At 50.6% G+C, this 14,656-nt stretch carries 12 protein-coding genes; 4 read left to right on the forward strand and 8 right to left on the reverse strand.

All coding sequences use genetic code 11. The annotated features are described in order from the left end of the window. Positions 1-133: 133 nt before the first annotated feature. Positions 134-634, reverse strand: a complete 501-nt coding sequence (locus FPG75_RS22795) for a dihydrofolate reductase (RefSeq protein WP_236652877.1) — start codon at positions 632-634, stop codon at positions 134-136. A gap of 9 nt (positions 635-643) precedes the next feature. Continuing rightward, a complete protein-coding gene (locus FPG75_RS22800; RefSeq protein WP_143310327.1) occupies positions 644-1,465 on the reverse strand; it encodes a thymidylate synthase in 822 nt (273 codons plus the stop codon). A 364-nt stretch (positions 1,466-1,829) separates the two neighbouring features. On the opposite strand from FPG75_RS22800, the gene FPG75_RS22805 reads away from it, so the two are divergent. Together FPG75_RS22805 and FPG75_RS22810 are read left to right on the forward strand one after the other, a co-directional pair. Next, the gene (locus tag FPG75_RS22805) at positions 1,830-4,826 is read left to right on the forward strand and encodes a SusC/RagA family TonB-linked outer membrane protein (protein WP_143310328.1); all 2,997 of its coding nucleotides are present in this window, start codon (positions 1,830-1,832) and stop codon (positions 4,824-4,826) included. 30 nt (positions 4,827-4,856) lie between these two features. Continuing rightward, positions 4,857-6,176 (forward strand): RagB/SusD family nutrient uptake outer membrane protein, encoded by a 1,320-nt coding sequence (locus FPG75_RS22810; RefSeq protein WP_143310330.1) that lies wholly within the window; start codon positions 4,857-4,859, stop codon positions 6,174-6,176. Positions 6,177-6,420: 244 nt separating this feature from the next. Here FPG75_RS22810 and FPG75_RS22815 read toward each other — a convergent pair whose 3' ends face one another. Continuing rightward, entirely contained in the window at positions 6,421-7,599 is a 1,179-nt protein-coding gene (locus FPG75_RS22815) for a proline dehydrogenase family protein (RefSeq protein ID WP_143310331.1), read from the reverse strand. 184 nt (positions 7,600-7,783) lie between these two features. On the opposite strand from FPG75_RS22815, the gene FPG75_RS22820 reads away from it, so the two are divergent. Together FPG75_RS22820 and FPG75_RS22825 are read left to right on the forward strand one after the other, a co-directional pair. After that, positions 7,784-8,569 carry a FecR family protein gene (locus FPG75_RS22820; protein WP_143310333.1) on the forward strand — a complete coding sequence of 262 codons (786 nt, stop codon included), beginning with the start codon at positions 7,784-7,786 and terminating at the stop codon, positions 8,567-8,569. 64 nt (positions 8,570-8,633) lie between these two features. Further along, a complete protein-coding gene (locus FPG75_RS22825) occupies positions 8,634-9,476 on the forward strand; it encodes a dienelactone hydrolase family protein (RefSeq protein WP_143310334.1) in 843 nt (280 codons plus the stop codon). A 63-nt stretch (positions 9,477-9,539) separates the two neighbouring features. Here the strand turns inward: FPG75_RS22825 and FPG75_RS22830 are convergent, their stop codons facing one another. From FPG75_RS22830 to FPG75_RS22850, 5 genes are read right to left on the reverse strand one after another with little or no spacing between them, the layout of a single operon-like run. Then, entirely contained in the window at positions 9,540-10,409 is an 870-nt protein-coding gene (locus tag FPG75_RS22830; protein WP_143310336.1) for an alpha/beta hydrolase, read from the reverse strand. Positions 10,410-10,448: 39 nt separating this feature from the next. Next, a complete protein-coding gene (locus FPG75_RS22835; RefSeq protein WP_143310338.1) occupies positions 10,449-11,039 on the reverse strand; it encodes a TetR/AcrR family transcriptional regulator in 591 nt (196 codons plus the stop codon). A gap of 43 nt (positions 11,040-11,082) precedes the next feature. After that, positions 11,083-11,784 carry a LytR/AlgR family response regulator transcription factor gene (locus FPG75_RS22840; protein ID WP_143310339.1) on the reverse strand — a complete coding sequence of 234 codons (702 nt, stop codon included), beginning with the start codon at positions 11,782-11,784 and terminating at the stop codon, positions 11,083-11,085. Positions 11,785-11,821: 37 nt separating this feature from the next. Beyond that, a complete protein-coding gene (locus FPG75_RS22845; protein WP_161596893.1) occupies positions 11,822-13,009 on the reverse strand; it encodes a DUF4407 domain-containing protein in 1,188 nt (395 codons plus the stop codon). A gap of 5 nt (positions 13,010-13,014) precedes the next feature. Beyond that, complete coding sequence (locus FPG75_RS22850; protein ID WP_201747999.1) at positions 13,015-14,520, reverse strand: sensor histidine kinase; 1,506 nt, start codon at positions 14,518-14,520, stop codon at positions 13,015-13,017. Positions 14,521-14,656 lie beyond the last annotated feature (136 nt).

Here is a 14,656-nt window from a genome sequence, read left to right on the forward strand (position 1 = left end):
AGGGCGGAACATCGGCAGCAATACATTTGCATCAACTCGCCCCGGAGGGGCGGCATATTGGTAGCAACAGGCGTATGCACCAACAAATAATACGCCCCGGAGGGGCGATATATTGGTAGCAAACACAATTATTTTATTTGTGAATCCGCTCCCATACCTGGAAAGCAAAAGGGTATTGGTTTTTCTCATCAGCTTCGTGGCGTTCATCGCTCACGAGATTCCAATCGCTGCCATGTATGACAGGGAAGAAAGCATCGCCGTGCACAACGGCGTATACCCGTGTGAGGTAGATACGCTCTACTAACGGCATCGCCTGTACGAATATCTGGGAGCCGCCGGTGATGAACAGTTCATCGCCTTCAAAGGTGTTGGCCTTGGCGATGCCCGCCTCGATGGAAGGCACTACGTATACGCCTTCGGGAGCATAATCCGGCTGGCGGGTGATCACGATATTGGGGCGGCCGGGCAGCGGCCTGCCGAGCGATTCAAATGTTTTACGGCCCATCACGATGGGTTTGCCCAGCGTAGTGGATTTAAAATATTTCAAGTCTGTGGGCAGCCGCCAGGGCAGCTGGTTGTTAAGGCCGATCACCTCATTTTCGGAGGCCGCCACGATAATGGAAACAGTCATCATAAACGCAGATTATACCGCCACAGGAGCCTTGATAGCGGGATGGAACTGGTAGTTCACCAGTTCGAAGTCTTCATATTTGAAACCAAAGATATCTTTCACATCCGGGTTGATCTTCATTACCGGCAGCGGGAATGGCTGGCGGCTCAGCTGAAGCTGCGCCTGTTCCATATGGTTGCTGTAGAGGTGTACGTCGCCGAAGGTGTGAACAAAATCGCCGGCATCGAGATCGCACACCTGCGCCATCATCATGGTGAGGAGTGCATAGGAGGCGATATTGAAGGGAACGCCGAGAAATACATCTGCGCTGCGCTGATACAGCTGGCAGCTTAGTTTGCCGCGGGTTTCACCTTTGCTGGTATCGGGGGGCGTAACATAGAACTGGAAGAGGCAATGACAGGGGCTGAGGGCCATCTTGCCAAGGTCGCCGGGGTTCCATGCATTTACGATGATACGACGGGAATCCGGATTCTTTTTGATCGTATTTACCGCATCTGTGATCTGGTCGATCACTTTACCATCGGGGGTTTCCCAGCTGCGCCATTGTTTGCCGTAAACGGGTCCGAGGTCGCCGTTTGCATCGGCCCATTCATCCCAGATGCTTACGCCATGTTCTTTGAGCCAATGTATGTTGGTATCTCCGCGAAGGAACCAGAGCAATTCATAGATGATGGATTTCAGGTGCAATTTCTTGGTGGTGACCACCGGGAATCCGTCTTGCAGGTTAAAACGCATCTGATAGCCGAAAACGCTGGTGGTGCCGGTTCCCGTGCGATCAGACTTTACCGCACCATTTTTTATAATATGTTGTAATAAAGAAAGATACTGCTCCATAAGGCGGCAAGTTACAGAGAAAAATATAACAAAATTAAGTCGAAGAAAAAAAGTGGATGTGGTTGTAATTTTTCGTAATCTGCTCAATAATTCAAAAGGTTACAACCAGAAAGGAACTATCCCTCAAGGAAACGGCTATACGAAAAAACGCCCTCTGTATCTCTGTAGTTGCAAATGTACATCAACCGGGCATTTACAGGAGGTCAACCAAAATCGAACTAAGAAATATTGTAAAAACCAAAATCTCAATTTGCATATCTCCCGGAGAAAAATTGCTGGGTTTTATCCTGTGATCTAAAACATTTATTCATGATCTAAAACCGCTATTTAATCAATCAATTTTCAGTTTAAATCGCTACATGCTATGCTTCTACCTAAATTCACCTTGCTGGTGCTGTTTTGCTTATGCAGCACCACCGCACTATTTGCACAGCAGAACGTTTCGGGAAAGGTTACCGATGCCGTCAATGGCAATCCGATTCCCGGCGTTACTGTGCGTGTGCCTAACGCTAACCGTGGCGCTGTTTCTGATGCCATGGGTAATTATAACCTCTCTGTTCCGGCAGGCACGCCCAATCTCATCTTCAGCTCTACCGGCTATAAAACCAAAACGGTTTCTATTGCAGGAGGTTCCAGTGCTGTGAATGTTTCACTGGAAGAAGACTTCGCCCGGCTGGATGAAGTAGTGGTAACGGGCCTTGCTACTACCGTCAAGCGGCGAAACCTTGCCAACGCAGTGGCCACCATCTCGGGCAAAGAGCTCAATGGCGTAGCGCCTGCACAAACCTTTGACGCCGCGCTGAGCGGCAAAGTACCAGGAGCCCTCATCACTGCCAACTCCGGCGCACCGGGCGGCGGTATCTCTGTAAAACTTCGTGGTATCACTTCTGTATTCGGCAACTCGCAACCACTGTATGTAGTGGATGGCGTGTTCTTCAATGCCAGCAGCATTCCCGCAGGCCTGAATGATGTAACCGGCGCCGCTACTGCCGGCAACCCCAACAACCAGGACAACCCCTCCAGCCGCATTGCCGACCTGAACCCCGATGATATTGAGAACATCGAGATTTTGAAAGGCGCCTCCGCTGCAGCGATGTATGGCGCCAAAGCCGCTGCCGGCGTGATTATCATCACCACGAAAAAAGGACGCGCCGGCAAAACGAGGGTGAGCATCAACCAGGAGATCGGCTTCCAGAAAGCGCGTCACCTGATGGGCGTACGTACCTTCACCGCCGAAACAGCTGCCGACCTCGCCGGACCCGCCACCAGCACAGATCCATCGGTACTGGCTACCCGCAGCTGGTACAAAGCTAAATTCCTCGCCGCGCAAAGCGCCGGAAAAATATTCGACTATGAAAAAGAACTTTATGGCGAGACCGGCCTGATACTCAATACCAACGTGGCTTTGAGCGGTGGCTCTGAAAAAACGACCTTCTACGCCTCCGGCAACCGCCGCCAGGAACAAGGTATCATCAAGAACACCGGCTACTTCAACAATTCATTCCGCCTCAACGTAGACCATAAAGTCAACGATCGCGTTTCGGTAGGATTCACTACTAACTTCATCAACGCTTCTTCCGACCGCGGTCTTACCAATAACGATAACAACGGCGTAACACTGGGCGTGGCGCTGTCTTCCACGCCTACCTGGATAGACCTGCATCCGAATGCGCGCGGTGAATATCCCCGCGATTCTTTTGCCGCCTCTAACCCGCTGGAAACGCGCGACAGGATGATCAACAACGAAACCACCAACCGCTTCGTAGGCGGCGGTAACGTAGATATCAATTTCCAGCAGAGCGCCCACTCCACCACACGTTTCATTGCCCGCGGCGGTGTGGATTTCTTCAACTACAAGACCGTCGCGTTATTCCCGCGGGATCTTCAGTTTGAAGAGAAGACCACGCAAGGCCACTCCATACAAGGCATCACCAGCAACATCAACACCAACCTGGCAGGATTCATCGTCAACAATTTCACGCCGAATGAGAATATAGGCCTTACCAGTACGCTCGGCGCCACACTCGAAACCGGCTACCTGGATAACACCGTTACTTCGGCCACCAACCTCGTAGCAGGACAAACCAACGTAGACCAAAGCGCGAATACAACTACCCGTCAGTTCAGGCAGAAATACCGCGACAATGGTATCTTCCTGCAAGAAGACCTCTCGCTGATCGATGCCTTCACCATCAGCGCCGGCGTACGTTTCGACCGGTCTACCAATAATGGCGACTACAAAAAATATTATGTATTTCCGAAGGGCGCTTTCTCCTGGAACATTGCGAAGATGAAATTCTGGGATGTGCATACCATCGATAACCTCAAGATCCGTGCGGCTTACGGGCAATCTGCCAACGTACCGCCTTATGGCAGTAAGTTCACACAAATGCTGGCCAGCAATATCGGCGGCAACCCCGGCGTGCTGGTAGATAACCTCCGCGGCAATGCGGATATCAAGCCGGAAAGACAGGCAGAACTCGAAGCCGGTTTCGATATCAGCGTGTTCAATGGCCGCATCAGCCTGGAGGCTACCTACTATGATAAACGCATCTACGACCTGTTGTTACGTCACTCCCTGGCCTCTTCCACCGGCTTTGCCAACGAGTGGAAAAACAGTGGCGACCTGAGCAACAAAGGCGTGGAACTGGGTTTAACCGTTATCCCGATCAATACCGCCAAAGTGAAATGGACTTCCAATATCAACTGGTGGAAAAACAAATCGAAGGTGACCAAGCTCACCATTCCGGCCTTCTCCATTGGCGCATTCGGTAACTCGCTGGGTACTTTCTACCTGGAAGAAGGCGCATCAGCCACCCAGATCAAAGGCATTGTAGGCAACAATTTCAACCTGATCGGCAATGCCGAGCCGAAGTTCCAGATGAGCTTCTACAACGAAGTGTCTTTCCTCAAAAACTTCACCCTCCGTTTCCTCATCCACTGGAAAAATGGCGGCGATAACATCAATCTCACTGAACTGCTGACAGACCTCGGCGGTACTACCTACGATTATGACGACATGATCAAAGGCACCAAGGCAGGCGTTTACAGGCCTAATGCCGGCGATGCCTCCTTATATGTACAGGATGCTTCGTATGTGCGTATCCGTGAGATCGGGCTGTATTACAATGTGCCGCTGAAACACGTGAATTTCATCAAAGGTTTGCGTGTAGGCATTTCTGCCAACAACTTTTTCACCTGGACCAAATACATAGGTTATGATCCTGAAGTATCCAACTTTGGCAGCAATACAATGACCACTGCCGGCAGCCGCGGCAGCAACGGATTGTCTACCGGCGTGGATGTAATGCCATTCCCTGCCAACAAAAGAGGAAGCTTTCATATCGGCGTTGATTTCTGATCATTATCTATCTAACAAAACTGAAAAATCATGCAAAAGTATTTCATCTATATACAGTCTGCCGCTATCTGCCTGTTGTTATTCGCCTCCTGCCAGAAGGGGGAGATCAACAGTCTGAATACGCCCACTGTTGGCGGTATTACGGCCAACCCTTCGCGCAGCGATCTTTTCAACCTGGTGACTGGCGCCGAATCCGGTATGCGCCGCGATATAGCCGCTTACCTCGATGATAATGGCGTGATAGGCCGTGAGATCTACCGTTTCTCCGGCAGCGAGCCGCGCTACACCACCGACCTTTTAGGCGGCGGCACCAAAACGCTCGACAACAACACTTTCTATCTCACCAATCCCTGGTCCGGCCGCTATTCCGTGATACGTCAGTGTTTCCTGATCATGGATGGCATCCGTAACACACAAACGACAGTAGCCAATGATGCGCAGAAGAAAGCTTTCACCGGTTTCGCCAAAACGCTGATCGGCTACCAGTTGTTGCTGAACTTCAACCTCACCTACAGCAATGGCATACGTGTTCCGAGCGATGATCCGAAACAGGTCAATCCTATCATCACCAATACCGATCAGGCGCTGGATTCCATCCTCAATTTCCTGGATGCAGGCAAGGCGGACCTTACCGGTTCAGATGTGATCTTCCCGCTGTCTGGCGGTTTTGCCGGATTCAATGACGCTGCCGGGCTGCTCAAGTTCAATCGCGCCATAGCCGCCAGGGTGGCCGTTTACAGGAAAAACTGGACCGGCGCGCTCGCCGCTTTGAATGAATCATTCTTTAATCTTACTGGCGATTTCAATACCGGTGTTTATCATACTTTCTCCACCAATGGCGGCGATATCGCCAACACGATGTTCCTGCCGCCCAACAACACCGGAGAGGTGCGTGTAGCGCATCCAACTTTTGCGGCAGATATCAGCGCAGGTGACGACCGTATCAACAAAACATCGCTGCGCTCCGCGCCGGCCAGCCAGAGCGGCCTTACCGGCAACCGCGATCTTGCGTTGTGGCCATCACTCAGCTCGCCCATTACCATCATCCGTAACGAAGAGCTGATACTGATCTATGCAGAGGCCAAAATTCAACTTAACCAGTTCCCGGATGCCATAATAGCCATCAACAGGATCCGCACTGCACACGGCCTCCCGGCCTATGCAGGCGCCGTTACACAGGCCGCATTGATCACCGAAATGCTAAACCAACGCCGCTACTCCCTTTTCATGGAGGGCCACCGCTGGATAGACCTGCGCCGCTATAACCTCCTCGGCACCCTGCCCAAAGACAGACCCGATGATGATGTTTGGGACAAATTCCCGTTGCCACAGAGCGAAAGCAACATTTGACGCGAAGGTTGTCTTTGCTCAGGATTTAAGGATTGAAAGGATTACCAGGATTTTTTTTATCAGGATTAATAAAGATTAAAAAAGATTTGCAGGAAGATTAACGAGGTTCCAGCCCTTGAAGCGCTCAAAGCGCTTCAAGGGCTATCGTCGCGAAGATCTCCGCAAATCTTTTTTAATCTTTATTAATCCTGATAAAAAAAATCCTGGTAATCCTTTCAATCCTTAAATCCTGAGCAAAGACAACCTACAGCGCTCTCCGCTTCAGTTCGCGGCGGATCAGGGCGAGCTCGCGGCCCATCTGGCCGGAGATGGAGGTATTTTCCTGTGCACGGCGGATGAGGTAAGGCATGACATCTTTTACAGGGCCATAAGGCAGGTATTTGGAAACGTTGTAGCCGGCATGTGCCAGGTTGAAAGTGATGTTATCGCTCATGCCCAGCAGCTGTGAAAAGCTGACGCGCTCGTGGTTGTGCGGCAGTCCTTTCTGATCGAGGATGCGGGCAGCCAGCATGCAGCTGTTTTCGTTGTGGGTGCCGATGAATACGGCAAGATGATCGAGATGATCGAGGCAATAAGCCACAGCAGCATCGTAATCCCTGTCGGTGGCGGCTTTATCAGGTTGTATGAAAGTAGGGTAATTATTGGCGGCAGCGCGTTTGTTTTCTTTTTCCATATAAGCGCCACGTACCAGTTTGGCGCCAAGAAGGTATCCTTCCTTTATGGCTTTTTCGAGCGATACTTTCAGGAACTCGTAACGATCGTGACGGTACATCTGGAAAGTGTTGTATACGATCGCTTTCTTTTTGTTGAAGAGCAGCATCATTTCATCTACGAGATCATCTACCGGCTGCTGTATCCAGGATTCTTCGGCGTCAACGAGCAGGCCTATTTCATGCAGCTCGGCCGCTTCGGCGATGCGTTGCACACGGTTACGTACGCGGTTGTATTCCTGTTGTTCTTCAGTGGAAAGCGTTTCACCGCGATGGATTTTTTCCAGCAGTTCGAAACGTGCGAAGCCGGTTATTTTGATGGCGATGAAAGGAATATCAGGCTGGGAGGCCGCGTATTGGATCGCACGGATAAACTCCGGCACTGCCTGGTCGTAGTTGCTTTCGCCTTCCATGGCTTCTACGCCGTAGTCGAGCGCAGCGCCCACATGATAATTACCCAGCTGATGAGCGGTTTGTGCTGCTTCTTCAAGGGTTTCGCCGCCGCAGAACTGTGCGAAGATGGTATTTTTGATGATGCCTTTGATAGGTAAGCCCAGCTTGAATGCCAGCGGAGTAAGGCTGGCGCCCATTTTAACGAGCCATGGCTTGCCGATATAGCTAAAGAGAAAGTTGGCTTTTTTCAATGCCTTGTCGGTCTTTGCCTCAAATGCAATGGCCGTATTATCGAAAGATAAAGGTAGCTGCTTTTCCATGGGCCGCAAAGTTAGGGTGCGTCTGTTTTTCAACCAAAAATCATTATTACACGGGAAAATCTTTTTATCTGCGTAAACAGAAATTGTCTATTGTTACACAGAAATTGACGGAAGCGCCCGCGCCTGCTGCTGTTTATTTTCCTTACTTTTAGCTCTTTTCTGATAAATACAAAAATACCGGCATATGCGATTAAATGCTGATACTACCAAAAAGTATCAAGGATGGCTGCCACTGGCTGTGATGATGATGGCTGCCTGTCAACCAAACTCCGCTCCTGCAACGGATCCCTTGCTGGCCTTGCAAACGCCGGGCGTACATTACACTACCTATCAGGGCGAAACGGGTCGCCGAACCGCTGTGACACTGCCGGATAGTTCGCAGGTGATCCTCAACTCCGCGTCCCGCCTGCTGGTGCCGCAAAATTTTCAACAGGAAAAGAGAACCGTGCTGCTCGACGGCGACGCCTGGTTTGCCGTGAAAGCCGCCCCACAGCCCTTTTCCGTGGTATCCGACAAACTCACCGCAGCGGTGCTGGGCACCGATTTCCGTATGCGCTCCTTCAGCGCACAACAAGGCGCTACCGTATATTTGGTGAATGGCAAGATCAAGGTGAGCAAATCCTATCATTCCACTACTGATAATCAACCTGAAATATTGGAACGCGGACAGATGATCCTGGCCAATAAAGAGATCGACCTGATGGAGAAAGAAACCTTCCATCCGGAAGAAGCCGAAGCATGGCGCTCCGATACGCTGGTGATCCGCGATGCCAATACCATGGCGCTTTCCCGCCTGCTGGAAGACTGGTTTGGCGTGGAAGTAGCCATCACCGGCGACGCCGCCAAAGCACGTACTATTACGGCAGCACAATTCCATCATGCTACCCTGCAGGAGGTGCTGGACAAACTCAGCCACTCGCAGGATTTCACTTACAAGATCTCGGGCAATAAGGTAACGATCAGGTATTAATAGCGTATATCCGTTAACGTTAGTAATATTTTTTTTTTGTAACTTATCATAAATTTCTTTCACTATGAAAACAATGCTGTTCTCCCTGTTGCTGCTCTGCATGGCTGCCGGCGTGTCGGCGCAAACGGCGCCCTGCTGTCATGCTGATGCCATCACAGATTTCGCTGCGCTGGCCAACCGTGAAGACTTCCGCCTGTCGCACCCCGACCCGCTGCCGTATCATTACGAAGGCGCCGAAGGCCTTGCTGTTTCCTTCAAAACGCCCGACGGACAAGACGCTCACGGTTTTCTTTTCAAAGCGAAGAGCGCTTCCGACAAATATCTTTTCGTATACCACGAATGGTACGGCCTCAATGATTATGTGAAGAAAGAATCTGAAAAACTGTACAAGGATCTTGAAGGCAAAGTGAATGTGCTGGCATTGGATATGTATGATCAGCAGGTGGCAGTGAACCGTCAGGATGCGGCCAAACTCATGCAGGCCGCCAAACCGGAACGATTGAGGGCTATCATGCAAGGCGCCTTGCAATACGCCGGCAGCCATGCTAAAATCGCTACCATCGGCTGGTGCTATGGCGGCGGGCTCTCCCTGCAATCCGGCCTGATCAATGGCGCACAGAACGTAGGCGATGTGATGTATTACGGCATGCCGGAAAAAGATGTGGCCAGGTTAAAAACGCTGCAAGCCCCGGTGCTGGGCATTTTCGGCACAAAAGACAAAGGCATCAACCCGGAGGTAGTAGCGGAGTTCGAAAAAAATATGCAGGCGGCAGGTAAACAGCTTACCGTAAAAAGCTTTGATGCCGAACATGGTTTCGCCAATCCGAGTAACCCCATTTACAATAGCGAAGCTACCAAAGAGGCATACAAATTGGCAATCGCTTTTTTGAGAAAACAATTGTTATAAAATGCGATGCTACCGGGTTTTCGCCTGGTAGCATTGTCTGAGCACCAGAACGTATCTGAGCAGCTATGCTAAAAATTGCAGGATACCATTTAACACACCTTCATGGCGCATGATGCGGAAATGCCCGTCGCCACTAAATTTCATTGATTCTATAGCAGGATACCGTTGCAGGAAATCATCCACTTCCGTAGCTGATACGAGCGTATCAGTAGTATCATATGCCATCCAGATGCGATCGGCATGGATACCGTTGATATAACGATGCAGGTCCATGCTGTCGAGATCTTCGTGTAGGCGTTTACGTATGATCTTTTGTACATGCGGCATTACCACGGGATCGATGCGGAAGAGGCGGAAGGTTTCGTTGAAGAACACCGGGGCGCTGAGGGCACAGCTAAGCATCACGAGCTTGGGCACCTGTAGTTCGCGGCGGGCGAGCGTGAGCGCGGCGGTGAGGCCGCCGAGGGAATGGCCTATCACAGCGTATAAGGGGCCTTCTCTTTCGATCATTTGCGCCAGCACATGCATCCACTGCACCAGGTTGGTGCGCCGGCCGCCGGAGCTGCCATGCGCCGGGGCATCGTAAGATATTACTTCATAGCCATTGTTCACCAGCATGGTGATGAGCTGGCGGAAATGCAAAGGACTGCCTCCCCATCCATGATGGAGCAATATTTTTTTGGGAGATGATCCCCAGCGATAGGTGGCGATGGAAAACGGGGTATCATCGAAAGGATAGCTGCTGACCTGTATCTGCGCTACAGTGGCGGCATTGCGCCATTCGAGCTGGGAGGCGCGCAGCTTCTTTTTCGCTGGCGGCGTGCAGTACAGGCGAAAAAACATCCTCGCAGTGGTAACCGGGAAAGGGCGGCTCATACCTGATAGTAATAGCGCAGTGACGCGAAACGACAAAGGCAAAACCTGGTGTTGCATATTTTAGACCATTTGGTTTATTTCCTGACAAAAAGAAAACTAGTGGCAATGTTGTTGAATCTCTTCTTTGAGGGCATCCGTTACCACCAACATCTGGCGGTTGGTATTAAGGAGGCCGGTCACCAGTATCGCGCCTTCCAGCATGGTGTACATGCGGATCGCAAACTTCTCTTCATTCCAGTGTTTATGAAATTCGCCGTTGGCTTTTCCAAGTTGAACGATCTTCTCGATCCTGGATTCAAAGTAGAGGATCAGGTCCCGCACTTTTTTCTTGAGGGCGGGATGGGTATCATCGGCTTCCACACCAAAATTAAGCACGGGGCAGCCGCCGCTGATCTGCTGATTCAGGGGATAGTGCGCATAATAATCGAGCAGGGCAAAGAGTTTTCCTTTGGCAGTGGTTTCCGGCGAGGTAACAGCCTGCAGCCGCAGCTTCTGCGATTCGGCGATATAGTCGAATACCGCCATCACGATATCTTCCTTGGAGCTGAAATGCCCGTACAGGCAGCCTTTCGCTACCCCGGTGGCCTCCAGTATATCGTTGATCACCGTGCCCGCTATGCCTTTCCTGTTGAGAATAGGCGCCGCCGTTTCAATGATGAACTGCTTCGTTCTGTCTGCTTTCCCCATATCTACCTAAAAATAGACTAAATGGTCTGAATTTTAAAATAAATTATTTACGGAACAGTTCTTCTACGGCATCGGCATAAGCAGCGCCAACCGGCACGGGGATGTTACGGATGTAAAGGGTATTACGATCTGCACGATCGATCTTGTTATTCGCTACAATATAAGAGCGGTGCACCCGCGTAAAAAGCCCGCCAGGCAAGAGGTCTACCGCCTCCTGCATCGAGAGCCTCGACATCAGTTTTCTATCTTGTAAAATAAAATTGACATAGTTACCGGCGCTTTCCAGGTACAGTATCTCCTCCAGCACGATCTTGAATTGTTCGTAGCCGCTTTTGATAAAAAGATATTCGGGGCCATTATCTTTTGCAGGGCCGCCTTTCTGCTTCAGCTGCCACAGTGTATGCGCCTTATTGCAAGCCTTTACGAAACGTATGAGGGAAAAGGGTTTGAGCAGGTAGTCGATCGCATCCAGCTCAAAACTTTTCACGGCATGTTCGGAGTAAGCAGTGGTGAAAACGGTCATGGGCGGCGTGGTGAGGCTGGTCAGAAAGTCCAGCCCGGAGATATCCGGCATTTTTATATCGAGGAAAAGCAGGTCTACCTTTTCTTTGGCGAGGTAGTCCATGGCTTCAAATGCGTTGGTGAAAAAGCCTTTCATTTCAAGGAAAGGTACCATGGCGGCATGTTTCTGGATCACGGCCAATGCTACAGGTTCGTCGTCGATGGCGATTGCAGTGAGCTTCATGTGCGTTGTTTTCTCCTGTCAGCAAGATAGGGCATTACTAAATTTTGCCGAGCAACAATTTCCGGGCCTGTGCCCAGAGATCGCGAAAGCGGCTGTCTTCCCGGCGTTTCCATTCCCTGATCAGTTGATCGGCCTGTTCGGTGCGCATATCGGCGGTTTCGGCGAAGATGTGATCCACCACGGCTTTGTCGGCGTCGATAGCCGCACGCTGGTAGTGTTGTTGCAGCTCCTCTCCTTTTTCCTGTTCCAATTGGGCGGACAATACGCCCTGCGCCGTAGCGCTGGCCAGCTTTTCGTCATACTCGCCTTTGGGCATGAGCAGCTTGCTGAGCAGAGGCATGATCTCTATCAGGGTGATGATAAAAACAATGAGGCGGTAACGTTGCTTCAGGGGTGGATGATGTTCTGTGAGATCGTTCAGCGCTTCTGTTTGCGCGAGGAAGCCGTCGGTAAGCGTGCTTAGGTAAATGGTCTCTTTGAGACTGTCTGCACTTTTGATGCGGGCCATCTCAATTTCCAGTTGCCTTTGTTGTGGCGCCAGTTGTTTTTGCAGCGCCTGTAATTCTTCTTCCGATCTGATGTAAGCGGATTTTTTCACTCGGGCAACGGCTTCTTCGCCGATGCGGCCGGAGCCGCCGGTGCCGTCGGTTTCTTTGATATAGTTATCGCGGTAGTCTTTTACAGCCGCTTCTTTTTCGGCGAGCTGCTGGCGATTGCGTTCCATGGCCTGTTCCAGGGTATTGCGCTGGCCGGCATTGAGCTGTACCAGCTGCGTCCGGAAGGTATCAAGCTTGGCCTGCTTGTTCAGTTCCAGTTGTGCATTGATATCTTTTTTGAATAACATCAATACAACAGGTTGAGAGATGAACAGGCCGATGGTAACGGCCAGGACTAAACGAAAAGCGACGGGCAACCATTTGGTATTGCCGTTGCTGCGGGTCATGGCGGCGATGAGGGTTCTGTCTACCGATAATATCGCGAAACCAAAGAACAGGGCCAGCGCGAGCACGATCATATCATCGTTGACGATGGTAGAAAAAAAATATCCCCAGGCAAGGGTGGCAAACATCCAGGTAACCAGCACGGCTACCCCGATGATGCGGTAACGTTCTTTTTCGGTACGGCATTCTTTCAGTATATCGGCATCGGCTGCGGCCAGCCACCAGAGGAACTTTGTAATGGCATCGGGCTCCGGTACAGCCGCCGCCTCATCTTTCTTTATCATCTTCATTAATTATTGACATCGATCGTTAAATGAACAAAAAACTCTGTAGTCGTTTGTCTTATACTCAGTTCATGTTTGTTGGGATACAGCAATGCCAATCGTTCTTTTACGTTGTTGAGACCGATGCCCATACTGTCTTTTTCAGGATCGTTCTCCGGGCGGGCATGTACGCTGTTGTATACGTCGAAAAATATTTTGTCAGGCGTGCAGCTCAGCGAAATAACGATGCGGGAGCGGCTGCGCAGGCTGATGCCGTGTTTGAAGGCATTCTCCACAAAAGGGATCAGCAGCATAGGTGCAATCTCGTGCTGGCACTGCCCTTCATCGATATTCACTTCTATCAGGATATCCGGCGACGACATCACCCGCAACCTTTGCAACGCGATATAATTTTGCAGGTAAGCTACTTCCTTATCTAACGGAATTTTCTCCAAATGATTGTCATGGAGCATAAAACGCATCATATCCCCCAGTTTCTGGATCCCTTCGCTGGTACGGGCGGCATCTTCCTGTAAGGCAGTACCATAGAGGGTATTGAGGGCATTGAACAGGAAATGCGGATTGATCTGCGCCCTCAAAAAATCCAGGTTGGCAGCGGAATGGCCCAGGGCTTTTTTCAGGGTCACTACGGTCCTGGCCTGGCTGCTCCGGCTGCGGGCCAGCCAGTAGCTGAGCGGCAATACAAATACCACAGAAACAAAGCTGCCGGCAAACATCAGCTTCACCAGCTCATCGCCGCCGTGGTGCGTCATGGCCCGGGTGATCAGTCCCATCATGGCCGCCGCCAGTATCACCAGGAAGAAAAGGTCGCGGAACATTCTGGTCTTCACCTGGTGTTGAAAGAACTCCGGGAAAATACGGTATTGGGATATAAAGAACACTGCCAGCACCTGTGGCGCGAAGAAAAAGATGATCAGGAAAAGATCGCGCGAATCGCTGAAAGTAAGGCACATCAAGGCTACAAAGGCAGCGGAGGCATACAATATCTCCTTCCCCATTCCACTGTGCACGTTGGCGGCAAGTATTTTATGCAGGTGTTTCAGGTATAATGTTCTCAGGATGTAATAGGCCACATACAGTATGCCCAGGAATATCGTAGTGATAAAAGCCGCCTTGGCAAAGAACATATGCGCGCCCTTCACCGTGCTGTACACGCCTAACAGATAGCCTTTATAATAAGAACCTGCTACCATCAGGGTCAGGAAAAGCAGTACTGCCGTGGGTATCAGCAGCAGGATGCCGGGCAACCAACGCCGCTCCTCCAGGAATTTCGGAACGATCACAAAATTGACGAACAGGAAAGTCACATATCCCATAATGATCACCGCCATCGACGGCAGCAGGTAGTTGAGATAATAATCGAATACCTGGTGGTATTCCTCAAACTTCCATCCGTAGATGCGTTGCAGCTCAAAAACATTGTAGACAATGCTGGGATATAGCAGCCCGAACATGAGCAGGAGGAAGATGCCCGAGAAGATGTTGAATTCCAGTTTCCTGTAATTATCCATAGGGAGAAGCGTATTTTCAGCAATATTAGCCATTGGCCTGCTCCATCAAAGGAAAATGGGATGAAACAGTCATTTTTTATGACGAAAAGATAATAAAAAGCAAAACGGCGGGCAAAAGCCCGCCGCCTCAACTATG

Source organism: Chitinophaga vietnamensis (assembly GCF_902167635.1).
Lineage (GTDB): Bacteria > Bacteroidota > Bacteroidia > Chitinophagales > Chitinophagaceae > Chitinophaga > Chitinophaga vietnamensis.

What these genes read in the sequence shown, in the direction of transcription:
- FPG75_RS22840 (WP_143310339.1), bottom strand. Translation starts at nt 11,784, where the DNA reads ATGAAGCTCACTGCAATCGCCATCGACGACGAACCTGTAGCATTGGCC.
- FPG75_RS22835 (WP_143310338.1), bottom strand. Translation starts at nt 11,039, where the DNA reads ATGGGGAAAGCAGACAGAACGAAGCAGTTCATCATTGAAACGGCGGCG.
- FPG75_RS22800 (WP_143310327.1), bottom strand. Translation starts at nt 1,465, where the DNA reads ATGGAGCAGTATCTTTCTTTATTACAACATATTATAAAAAATGGTGCG.
- FPG75_RS22815 (WP_143310331.1), bottom strand. Translation starts at nt 7,599, where the DNA reads ATGGAAAAGCAGCTACCTTTATCTTTCGATAATACGGCCATTGCATTT.
- FPG75_RS22850 (WP_201747999.1), bottom strand. Translation starts at nt 14,520, where the DNA reads ATGGATAATTACAGGAAACTGGAATTCAACATCTTCTCGGGCATCTTC.
- FPG75_RS22845 (WP_161596893.1), bottom strand. Translation starts at nt 13,009, where the DNA reads ATGATAAAGAAAGATGAGGCGGCGGCTGTACCGGAGCCCGATGCCATT.
- FPG75_RS22825 (WP_143310334.1), top strand. Translation starts at nt 8,634, where the DNA reads ATGAAAACAATGCTGTTCTCCCTGTTGCTGCTCTGCATGGCTGCCGGC.
- FPG75_RS22795 (WP_236652877.1), bottom strand. Translation starts at nt 634, where the DNA reads ATGATGACTGTTTCCATTATCGTGGCGGCCTCCGAAAATGAGGTGATC.
- FPG75_RS22820 (WP_143310333.1), top strand. Translation starts at nt 7,784, where the DNA reads ATGCGATTAAATGCTGATACTACCAAAAAGTATCAAGGATGGCTGCCA.
- FPG75_RS22805 (WP_143310328.1), top strand. Translation starts at nt 1,830, where the DNA reads ATGCTTCTACCTAAATTCACCTTGCTGGTGCTGTTTTGCTTATGCAGC.
- FPG75_RS22810 (WP_143310330.1), top strand. Translation starts at nt 4,857, where the DNA reads ATGCAAAAGTATTTCATCTATATACAGTCTGCCGCTATCTGCCTGTTG.
- FPG75_RS22830 (WP_143310336.1), bottom strand. Translation starts at nt 10,409, where the DNA reads ATGCAACACCAGGTTTTGCCTTTGTCGTTTCGCGTCACTGCGCTATTA.